General features: G+C 67.7%; 9 protein-coding genes and 1 tRNA gene. 4 read left to right on the top strand and 6 right to left on the bottom strand.

All coding sequences use genetic code 11. The features are described 5' to 3' along the window. Positions 1-299: hypothetical protein (locus tag LzC2_RS08175; protein ID WP_171185693.1), on the top strand; the 299-nt coding region annotated here is incomplete at its 5' end. 52 nt (positions 300-351) lie between these two features. Here LzC2_RS08175 and LzC2_RS08170 read toward each other — a convergent pair. The 6 genes from LzC2_RS08170 to LzC2_RS08145 form a co-directional block, all read right to left on the bottom strand. Then, the gene (locus LzC2_RS08170; RefSeq protein WP_171185691.1) at positions 352-2706 is read right to left on the bottom strand and encodes an alkaline phosphatase D family protein; all 2355 of its coding nucleotides are present in this window, start codon (positions 2704-2706) and stop codon (positions 352-354) included. Between the two features lie 182 nt (positions 2707-2888). Continuing rightward, a tRNA-Arg gene (locus tag LzC2_RS08165) sits at positions 2889-2962 on the bottom strand. 36 nt (positions 2963-2998) lie between these two features. Further along, positions 2999-3415: a secondary thiamine-phosphate synthase enzyme YjbQ gene (locus LzC2_RS08160; protein ID WP_171185689.1), complete on the bottom strand. Its 417-nt coding sequence runs from the start codon at positions 3413-3415 to the stop codon at positions 2999-3001. Between the two features lie 42 nt (positions 3416-3457). Further along, positions 3458-4693, bottom strand: a complete 1236-nt coding sequence (locus LzC2_RS08155; RefSeq protein WP_171185686.1) for a PEP-CTERM sorting domain-containing protein — start codon at positions 4691-4693, stop codon at positions 3458-3460. Between the two features lie 95 nt (positions 4694-4788). Then, positions 4789-5913 (bottom strand): chorismate synthase, encoded by a 1125-nt coding sequence (gene aroC / locus LzC2_RS08150; protein WP_171185684.1) that lies wholly within the window; start codon positions 5911-5913, stop codon positions 4789-4791. A 9-nt stretch (positions 5914-5922) separates the two neighbouring features. Further along, a complete protein-coding gene (locus tag LzC2_RS08145; protein ID WP_171185681.1) occupies positions 5923-7335 on the bottom strand; it encodes a hypothetical protein in 1413 nt (470 codons plus the stop codon). Positions 7336-7474: 139 nt separating this feature from the next. Here LzC2_RS08145 and LzC2_RS08140 point away from each other — a divergent pair, with 139 nt between their 5' ends. The 3 genes from LzC2_RS08140 (at position 7475) to LzC2_RS08130 (ending at position 10488) form a co-directional block, all read left to right on the top strand. Further along, positions 7475-8683: a pyridoxal phosphate-dependent aminotransferase gene (locus LzC2_RS08140; RefSeq protein ID WP_171185679.1), complete on the top strand. Its 1209-nt coding sequence runs from the start codon at positions 7475-7477 to the stop codon at positions 8681-8683. 365 nt (positions 8684-9048) lie between these two features. Further along, positions 9049-9528, top strand: a complete 480-nt coding sequence (locus tag LzC2_RS08135) for a hypothetical protein (protein WP_171185677.1) — start codon at positions 9049-9051, stop codon at positions 9526-9528. Between the two features lie 51 nt (positions 9529-9579). Continuing rightward, positions 9580-10488: a hypothetical protein gene (locus LzC2_RS08130; RefSeq protein WP_171185675.1), complete on the top strand. Its 909-nt coding sequence runs from the start codon at positions 9580-9582 to the stop codon at positions 10486-10488. The last annotated feature ends 2 nt before the right edge of the window (positions 10489-10490 follow it).

The raw sequence follows: 10490 nt of genomic DNA, 5'->3' as shown, positions 1-10490 counted from the left end.
CGGCCGCCGTCGGGCGTGATGTACACCTCAACCGCCCCCACGCCGCTGCTGCCGACGCGGTCGACGGCGTAACCGATCTTGAAGTTGCGGGTTCTCGAAATGGACGGCCCCCCGGGCGCCGGAGCGGCGGCGGGGCGGTCGTCCTCGATGCGCCAGCCGATCGACAGGGCGCCGGCCGCGTGTTCGTCCGCGTGACCGCCCGCGACGCGGCCGGCAACGAACGTTCCGCCGTCACCACCGGCGGCGTTCCGGTCGATCTCACCCGCCCCGCCGCCCGCGTGCTGGGCGTGGTGCGATAGCTCGATCGCCCGTCAGGGCGATTCGCCTTGAGGCCGGCCTCGACGAGCCGGCCTACAGGCGATTCCGGCCGGCGTTTTCCTCCTGATGGATCGTGACCGGCCATCCGGGGAATTGTTCGGCCTCCTCCCCTCCGGTCGCGTCAGTCAGGAAGCGGAACGACTCGAGGCGATAGGTCTTCGCCTGGGTGTCGAAGGTGACGAAGCCGAAGCCGCTGCCCTTCTGATGGGCCCGTTCGTAGCGGTTTCGTTTGGAGGCGACTTCGGGATTGCCGACGCCGTAGACGAACGCCAGGTTGCCGAAGCCGTCGACGTATTCTCCGGTATTTGGAATGCCGTGGGCCGGGCGATTGGCGTGCGGCATGCCCACTTCGTCGGGGCGCCACCACCGCGGATAGCCCGCTGAGATCGCCGGTGTGCAGAACGACCAGCAGCTGTCGCGCTGCTGATCCACGCCGTATTGCACCAGCGACGTGAGGTGCTGATCCCCGTTGATATGCAGCGGCATCGCCTCGCGGAGAATGCGGACGGCGCGATTCCGGGGCGTCTGCGGCCAGGCGCCGCTGTCGAGGTCGGCTTTCAGATAGCCGTTGTAGCCGCCGTGATGCGTCGCCACGCCGGCAAACACGGTTTGGCTCAGCAAAACTTTCAGTCCATGCCCCCTCCAATCCTTCGCCCACTGCTTCAGGAACTCCTCCTGACGCTCGCCGAGGAGCACGAGGCCCGGCTGGTCGAGCTTTGAAGTGTCGAAATCCGGGTCGAGGACGTGGTCGGCCCGGCCGCTGGCGGTATCGACCCGTTCCGGGCCGCTCTTCCACTGCCGGTCGGCGACGATCGCGAAGCTGACGTCCCCGTAAACCATGTCGCCGTAATAGACGCTGATGTCCTGCTTGACCGGCGTCGGGTCGAACGGGTCCGGGTGGTGGGCGACCGTCGATTTGTGCACGACGTTTACCATCCGAGCCGGTTCGATGTACCCGCCGCGGCTGGACGCTCCGCCGTCGGTCACGTCCATCGGCGCCCCCGCCTCGCCCCAGATGTTCCCTTGGAACACATCGTGATCGTCCGGCAGGCAGAGGGTCGGCGCATCTCTCATCGCCTCGCGAAACGACCACCCGTGCATGTAGTACTTGCGGAGGTAGTTCAGAATCGCCCGATCGGCCGGCCGGCGAATCAGGCCGTAGCCGCCGTGGCTCTCGTAGATCTGATCTCCCGAGAAATACAGCAGATCCGGCTTGAGCCGCAGCAGATTCTCGGCGACCGGCTCGTAGGGAAAGCCGTAATCGTTCTGGCAGGTCAGCGCCGCCATCCGCAGCGGCCGCCCGCTCGGATTGGCCTGGATCGTGCCGGTCCATTCATGCTCCGTCTCGGCGCCGCTGGGGCGCTCCTCGCGGTAGACGAGTCGATAAGGCTTGTCGGTCGAGGCGTCCCATTTGGGAATGCGGAACGTGGCGACCCACGCATCCGAATCGAGTTCGGCGGTTCCCAGCGACTGCCAGCCGCCGTCCCGTTCGACGAATAGTTCGACGTTGCGGTTGTCCTTTTCGCCCAGCGGTCCGGTCAACGCGCTCATCTTGAGGACGAAGCCTTCGTCGCTACGCGAGTCCGACAGGCTGTACATGGACCACAGCAGCGGTCCGAACTGGCGCTCCGGCGAGACGGTGAACGCGTCGCCGGCGACGGTCCAGCGGTCGAACCGGTAACGGCTCCCCGTCGCCGGTCCCTTGGCGCCGGCCCCCTTCATCTCCCGACCGAACGAACTCACCAGCGCCACATTGCCGAGCGCTTGCGCCGCGGGGATCGACGCGGCGACCGAGCCGATCTCCGCTCCGTCGGCGTCGGTCGCCGTGAGGGTCAGGTCGAACGCCTCGCCGTTGCCCTCGCCGGTTAGCGTCAGTTTGAGATCCTGCGGATCGTCCAACCCATCGAACGGCTTCGACGTCTTGCCGATGAACAGCTCCCCGTCGCGAACCCCCGCGTCGACGCCGTTCCGGGCGAAGCAGTTGCTGCGATATTCGTTCAGTTCGCTCTGAATGCCGATGCGAAACCCGGCGCCGTGATCGACCTTCCGCAGCTCCGCCCGGGCCAGGACGACCGACATCTCCATCCGGCCGGACGCGTCGGTCAGTTGATGGGTGATGCGGTGCAGATTGCGGTTCAGGGCGGTGGTGGCGCACTCGGCCATGCCGTCCTTGACGACCCAATCCTCCATGGGATTGGCCCAGCACTCGCCGCTGAGGAAGATGCGATCGTGCGTGTCCGCGAACGACAGTTCGGCGGCGCGCGGGGTCGAATCGTCCGCGCCCTCGCTCTTCGCGGCGTCCTGTGCGTGTCCCAGGTCGGGCAGCGTGAGGAGGGCGCTGCCGACGCCGAGTTGCTTCAACAGGGAACGCCGGGTTTCCGAAGACATGAGCGACCGAATGCTTGAACAGGGAGCGACAAGCGATTCTGACGAGCGGCGCGACCAGTTGCGACCGCCCCCGTCGAACCCGCCCCGTTCTCTCCGACTGCTCGCCCCCTGAGGCAGGGTTCTCTCGATTTCATCCGGCGTCACGGACGAACGCGGCGTTTGCGCGAACGCCCCCTCAAAAGCACCCCCGGCGCGATTCGAACGCGCGACCTTCGGATTAGGAATCCGATGCTCTATCCTGCTGAGCTACAGGGGCTTGGCGTCGGCATCCTAGCCGGCGGGGGCGTCGGGGTCATTCCCCGTTGAGGGTCAGCACGAGCGTGCGGCTGGTGGCGCGGTCGCGGTGTTCGCAGAGGTAGAGGCCCTGCCAGGTGCCGAGGTTCGGTCGGCCGTCGGTGATCGGCAGGCTGACCGACGATCCCAGCAACGACGACTTCACATGCGCCGGCATGTCGTCCGGCCCTTCGACCGTGTGCACATAAGGCAGGTCCTCCGGAACGGCGGCGTTCATCGCGGTTTCAAAATCGACCCGCACGTCCGGGTCCGCGTTTTCGTTCAGCGTCAGCGAGGCGGAGGTGTGTTGAATGAACACGTGCAACAGACCGACGCGTAACTCGCGGATCTCCGGCACGGCGTCCATCACCCGTCGGGCGATGAGGTGGAAGCCGCGGGGGTGCGGCGGCAGGGTGAGCGTCGTCTGTTTCCACATGCGGGAACGGCGGTCGGGGAATCGGAGAAATCGAGCGGCGAATCAGGCCGACAGCCTACGCCGACGCCGTCGAACCGCCACGCCGACCGCCCCCGCCAGAAGCGCCAACAGCCCGGCGCCCGGCTCCGGGACCGCGGACACGTCGCTGTCGAACCCGACCAGCAACTCGTAGTCGCCGGTGGCTCCCCCGAATCCTTCGACGCGGGCGAAATAACGGCCCGGTCCCTCGATCCGCAGGCCGTACAGCAGCGAGTCGGTCGTCTGCACGGCCGACGGGCCGCCGAACAGATCGCCGTCGAGCGTCGTGTCGTTCACCTCGCCCAGCCGGAGGCCGTCGGAGTCGAACACGGACAGGACGGTGTCGACCGCAGTCTCCACGCCGGTCGTGATCGTGGCGACCGTGAGATAGCCCGATGAGGTCAAATCGAGGGCGAAGAGATCGCTCTCCAGCGCCGTTCCGATCGATCCAATGATGTTGGCGGCCTCGAATCCGGAGATCGTCTGAGCGACCAACGTCACGGCCTGGGCGGTCGCGGTCGTGTCGTGCGACAGCAGCGTCTCCGCGATGCTGGGCGTCGGTCCGGTCACGGTGAGGCCCTCCGCGAACTCCAGCTTGAGCTTTGAAAACTGGGAGAACGTTCGATCGGTCTCCCGTTGCGCCTCGCTCAGCCCGGTGAGGCCGGTCGCCATGATACGTCCGTCCTGCGCCCCGCCCGAATCGATTGCTCCTTCCAGCCCGGTGTACGTGAATCCGGGGTCTCCGTAGCTGTCCTGATGGGAGAGGCCGAGGTTGTGCCCCAATTCGTGGGCCGCCGTGCCGGTGAGAGCCGCGGAGAGTTCGGCGATCTGCTGATCCCGTGCTTTGTGCCGTTCGATGAATCCCCCGAAGTTCTCCGTATAAACCCGGGCGACGTCGCCGTTGGATTGATTGCGGTAATCGAGCCGTTCCACCCGGCCGTAGACCGTACCGCTGTCGGGAAAGAAGTCGTCTAACCGGATCGTCTCCGTGGCGCCGGCATCGGTCGTCTGGAAAGTGACGTCGAACTCTGCGTAGGCCCTGCGAAGTCCGTCGAGCACGTTCGCTTGGATCTCCGCTCGTTCCGAGTCCGAGAACGTCGGGACGCCGGCATCGCTCGTCGCCTGGCCCAAGCGAAGCTTGAAGTCATGCCCGTCGTATTGGCCGAAGTCGACGTGGGTCACCAGCCCTGCCCACGCGGCGCTCGCGGTCGTCAGGCAGAGCCAGACAGCCAGCGGAGCGACGAGGCGGCGGGGCGGCATGGCACGAAATTTCGGGGCAAAGAGCGCCACGATGCTCCCGAAAAAGGGCGTTCGCCCGCAACCGACGGCTGTGCGAACGGTCGTAAGCTTGTTCGTCAGACGGCCGGTTCACCGCACTGACCGCGCCAGCGGAGGTAGTGATCGGCGAGCGTCAGCGCGACCATCGCCTCGGCCATCGGGATGAACCGCGGCAGCAGGCAGGGGTCGTGGCGGCCCTTGGTGACGATCGTCGCCGCTTCGCCGGCCCGGTTGACGGTGGTCTGTTCGCGGGGGAGGGAGCTGGTCGGCTTGATCGCGCACCGCAGCACGATCGGCTGACCGCTGGTGATCCCGCCGAGCATCCCGCCGTGGCGGTTGCTGCTCGCTCCGATCCGCGGCGGGCCGTCGGGGTGCGGTTGAAACAGGTCGTTGTGCTTCGATCCTCGCATCCGCGCGGCGGAGAAGCCGCTGCCGTACTCCACGCCGGTGACCGCCGGCAGGCTGAACAGCGCCTTGGCGAGATCGGCTTTGATCTTGTCGAAGACCGGTTCGCCCAGCCCCGCGGGGACGTTCGTCGCGACGACCTCGGCGGTCCCGCCGACGCTGTCGCGGTCCTTGCGCATCGCATCGATCAGGTCCACCATCGCGGCGGCGGCGCTGTGGTCCGGGCAGCGAACGACGTTCGGCTCGCCGCTCGGCAGCGTCTCGATTTGCTCCAACGTCACCGCGGCGGGGTCGGGCACGTCGGCATCGATGTCGCCCACGCTTTTGACGTAGCAAAGCACCTTCGCGTCGAAGGCATGGGCAAGAATCTTCTTCGCCACGACCCCCGCGGCGACGCGGACGTTCGTCTCCCGGGCGCTGCTGCGTCCGCCCCCGCGGTAATCGCGGGATCCGTACTTCGCATCGAAGGAGTGATCCGCGTGCCCCGGGCGGTAGAGATCCTTAATCTCCGAATAATCCCGGCTGCGCTGGTCGGCGTTGCGGATGAGAACCGCCAGCGAGGTGCCGGTCGTGCGGCCCTCGAACACGCCGGACAGAATCTCCGGCGTATCCGGCTCCTGGCGTTGCGTGACGATCTTCGATTGCCCCGGCCGGCGCCGGGCGAGGTCTTCGGCGAAGTCCTCGACGGTCAGCGGGATGCCGGGCGGCACGCCGTCGAGAATGCAGACGTTCCCCGGTCCGTGGCTCTCGCCGGCGGTGGTCAGACGGAGGGCGTGGCCGAAGGTGTTGCCGGGCATGCGGGGAGTCTAACCCGCCGCGACCGGATCGTCCCCGACAGCGCCGCCCGGCCCGAGCAAGAGTTCCCGCAGATGCCCCGCGGCGCCGGTGTGCCGATTGCGGAGCGGTTCGACGGACTCCTGTTCCAAACATTCAGCCCACACGGCGCCCGCCGCCGGATCGGCGACGAGTTCGAGGAACGTTTCAACTTCTGACTTTGAACGAACCGGCACGCTGCCAAGCAATTTACGCTGGGCCTCCTCGTCGATCAGGGCGGACGTCGCCGTCATCTCCCGGCCGTCGGGGAAGGCATCGGACCGGTCGAATCGGAACAACGTTTCGGCGGCGGACGCGGTCCCGCCGGAGAGCGGCGTCCCGTTCGTTTCGAGCAGGACGCCGGGCATCTTGTGGCGGTAGGCGAACTCTGTGTTGTTCCACTGAATTAGGATCAACGAGAGCGTCAACTGTCCTCCGAGGTCTCCCATCCGCTCGTCACGGGCGGTCACTGATCCGTAGAGCGACACGGCGGCACGCTCCTCCGCGATCGCACGGTCCTCCGCCGTGACGGGCGGGGTCGAATCTGCGTCAGTCGTCATTGCATCCGCGTCGAGCAGTGAAAGAACAAGCCGCACCGTGTCCGGGTCGGCTGGTTTCCCGCCGTCGACCGTCACCCGGTCCGCGACGAACGTTTCGACGCGTTGCCGAAATCTCCTCCTGGCGGCCTCCTCGCCGTCGGCGAGTCCCGCGATGCCTTCTTCCGGCCAGTCGACGCCCAACTCCGTATAAAGTCGGAAAAACAGATCGTTCGCTGCCTCAAGTTCGACCGAACCTTGCGTCGAATCGGCGGCGCCTTCCTCGGCCCGCGGCTCGATCGCGGCGATCCAGATCGCGAAGAGTTCGGCGGCGTACGCGTCGCCGCGCGTCCGGAGCCACTGGAATATTGGCCCCGCGTCCGTGTTCGGCGGCAGCGCCTCCGCGAGCAACGCCTCCTTCTGATTGATCCATTCCGAGACGAGCGCCGCCCGCGCCTCTTCGGCGGCCATGTAGACCCGTCCCGGTCGCACCGTTTCCTTCCATTCAAAGACCTTCAGCACGCCGTGGTCCGTCACGATCGGCGGCTCCGCCACGCGAATCGGCTCGCCGTCGCTTTCGACGATGTGGTCGGGGAGGCTTTCCGCGTCGGCGAAATCACCCCAGGCGAGCATCGCCGGGCCGCCGCTCTTCACCGAGGCGAGCGGGTCCATCCAATCGTCCGCGTCCGTGACCTCCGCCGACCGCACGCCGTCCCATTCGCCCTCGGTGCCTTCGAGGTTCTGCTGCTGCACCATCCGGGCGACGGTGCCGTCGGCCCGCAGTTCGGTCTCCGCGCGGTAGTCCTGCGGCGGATCGCAACCGACGCAGAGGGCGACGGCGAGCAGCGGGAGGGCAATCGAGCGACGCAAAGCGAACTCCTGTAAGCGGGAACGAGTCTACCAAGCGCCCCCCGCCGCGGGGCCGGCTTTCGGTTCGGGGCCGCGACGGGCAGAATCCCCCCGGGAGACGCCCTTCCGCCTTCCGCCATCCCACTTCCCACTTCGTCTCATGCCGCAGTTCGTTCAGTCCGACGCCCTCGCTCGGATCGCCCCGTCCGCCACGATGGCCGCCGCCGCCAAGGCGAAAGCCCTCAAGGCCAGCGGCGCCGACGTGCTGAACTTCACGCTGGGCGAACCGGACTTCGATACGCCGTTGCACATCCGCACCGCCGCGAAGGACGCGATGGACAGCGGCAAGACCCACTACACCCCCGCCGGCGGATTGCCGGAGGTGAAGGCCGCGATCGTCGCCGCCCACGCTCGCGACACCGGCGTGCAGTACGACGCGGCGGAGTGCGTGATCTCCAACGGGGCGAAGCACACGATTCACAACGTCCTCGCGGCGCTGCTGAATCCCGGCGACGAAGTCGTCATCCCGACCCCGTACTGGGTCAGCTACGCGGACCTCGTCGCCCTGACCGGCGCCACGCCGGTGCTGCTGCCGACCACCCGCGAAGACGGCTGGATCTGCTCCGCCGAACAGCTCGGCGGAGCGATCACCGACGCGACCAAGCTGGTGATGCTCAACTCCCCCTCGAACCCGACCGGGGCGGTCTACACCCGCGAACAGCTCGCCGCGCTGGGCGAGGTGATCGTCAATCGGGACGTCTGGTGCCTGTCGGACGAGATCTATTCGAAGCTGCTATACGACGGGGCGGAGTTCACCTCGTTCGCGGCGTTGGGCGACGAGGTGAAGGCCCGCACGATTACGGTCAACGGCGTCTCGAAGGCCTATGCGATGACCGGCTGGCGGATCGGCTGGATGCTGGCGCCGGAGCCGTTGGCGAAGGCCTGCACGAAGCTGCAATCGCAGGAGACCAGCAACCCCTGCAGCGTGAGTCAGTTCGCTGCGAAGGCCGCGATGGAGAACTCGCAGGATTGCGTCGAGGAGATGCGGAAGACCTTCGCGGAACGCCGCACGATCGCGCTGGAAGGCGTGAACAGCCTGCCGGGCGTGCCCCCCTGCGAGCCGGGCGGGGCGTTCTACGCATTCTTCGACATCGGTTCGCACTTCGGCAAGCCGCTGGGCAGCAGCGGCCGGACCTGTGAAACGAGCACGGAGTTCTGTGAAATGCTGCTGGAGGACGCCCACGTGGCGCTCGTCTCCGGCGACGCCTTCGGCGCCCCGGGCTTCGTCCGCATGAGCTACGCCACGGACACCGACACGATCGAGCAGGGCCTGGAGCGGCTGCGGACGTTCCTGAGCGACGCCAGTTAGCCGCTTTCTTCACGAGAGCGGCGAACGAACGCCCCGCGTGAAGCTGTGCGGGTTCTCCCCATGCTGTTGATCGGCGCGGACAGGATCGGCCGATGCTTCCCCGGTGACCGAATCCCGCCCCCCCGCTGACTTCGTGGGCGTTCGCACGTCCTGTTGCGGGCAGTACGCCCGCGGCTATCGGGACGGGGCGCGGACGGCGAAGGGCGCCTGCCCGCGGTGCGGGCGGCGGTTCTCCGTGACGATCCCGGCGGCATCGCCGGTGACGCCTGCCTCGGGAAAGACCGGGACCGGAACCGGGGTGTCCCCTTCGCACGCGAACCGCTAAACGAAGGGGGTTCCGCACCGTGGAGTACCACGTTCGTCCGATGTCCAAAACCTGTGCCGCCACCGGCGAACCGTTCCCCCCCGGGGCGGCGGTGCGCAGTGCGCTGGTCGATCAGGACGGATCTCAGGTGCGGATGGACTTCCTGCTCGACGAGTGGGACGGCCCGCCCGCCGGCACGATCGGTCACTGGGCGGTTCGCGTGCCGGACGCCGTCGAAGAACCGGCCGCGGTTCCGCTGGACGCCGACGAACTGCTCGCCCTGCTGGATTCGATGGGCGAAACCGCCGACGCGGGGAACGAGGAACAGTCGCGGGTGCGGTACACGCTCGCCCTGTTGCTGCTCTCCGAGGGCCGGATCGAACTGACCGAGGCCCGCGACACGGAAGACGGTCGCCTGCTGGTGCTCACCGGCAGCGGCGGGGAAGGGCCGTACGAGGTGCCGGATCTCGCCTTGCCGGAGGAGGAAGTCGGGGGGCTGGAAGCCGGCCTGCCGGCGCTGCTGAAGGACCGCGCCGACTAACCGCTCTCGCCGCTCGCCCCGCCTGCTCGTCGCTTCTCTCGCCGGTCACGGATGACCCGCCGCCCGTCCCCGCCGCCTGCCGTCCGCCTCGCCCTGACGGCGTGCGCGGCGCTGCTGTGCACGGGCGCCGGCTGCACGCCCAAGGCGAAGGGACCGTGGTACGGCCGGCCGACGCTCTCCGAGGATCTGACCCGGGAGCAACTCGTTCGGCACATCAACGATCAAGCCGCCCGCACCGCGGGCTGGCAATGCCAGTCGATGACCGTGCAGGTGGCGAACTACCCCAAGGCCGGCGGCATGATCGCGGTCGAGTATCCCCGCCGCCTGCGACTCAAGGCGAAGGCGGTCATCCCGGTCGCCGACGTCGGTTCGAACGCCGATCGCGTCTGGTGCTGGGTGAACCCGAAGATCGGCGGCCCCGGCCCGGAAACGCTCACCTGCAAGCATCCGAACTTCGACGCCGTGCGGTGCGCCGCGGAGCAGTCCGGCGGGATGCAGATCCCGTTCGACCCGGATTGGATGATGGAGGTGCTGGGCGTCGCCCCGCTTGATCCCCGCTCCGTGACGTTGCAGAAGGCGCCGGACGGCGGTCCGCTCTGGCATCTCGTGTCGCACCGGACCGACGCCTCCGGCCGGCGCGTGTTGCGGGTGATCCATGTGGACGCCGCCCACGGTCAGGTGCTCGCGCATGAACTCCGCGACGCCGCGAACGACCGGGTGCTGGCCCGCGCGGAACTGCAAGATCACCGCCGCGACCCGGAAACCGACGTGGTGCTCCCGCACACCATTCACATCACCTGGCCGGCGGCCGGCATGCCCGGGATGACGATGCGACTCGGGGAGATCGAGGTGAACCCCCGCAACCTGCCGGACGACCTGTGGTCGATCCCCGGCGGTCAGCGGGTCCGCCACCTCGATGACGAAGGCCGCATCACGACCGCCGCGGCCTGCTCTTATTGAAC

The sequence above is a fragment of the Alienimonas chondri genome (assembly GCF_013036045.1).
Lineage (GTDB): Bacteria > Planctomycetota > Planctomycetia > Planctomycetales > Planctomycetaceae > Alienimonas > Alienimonas chondri.
Note: the sequence above shows the minus strand (reverse complement) of the source record. Positions and strands in the feature narration are given on the sequence as shown.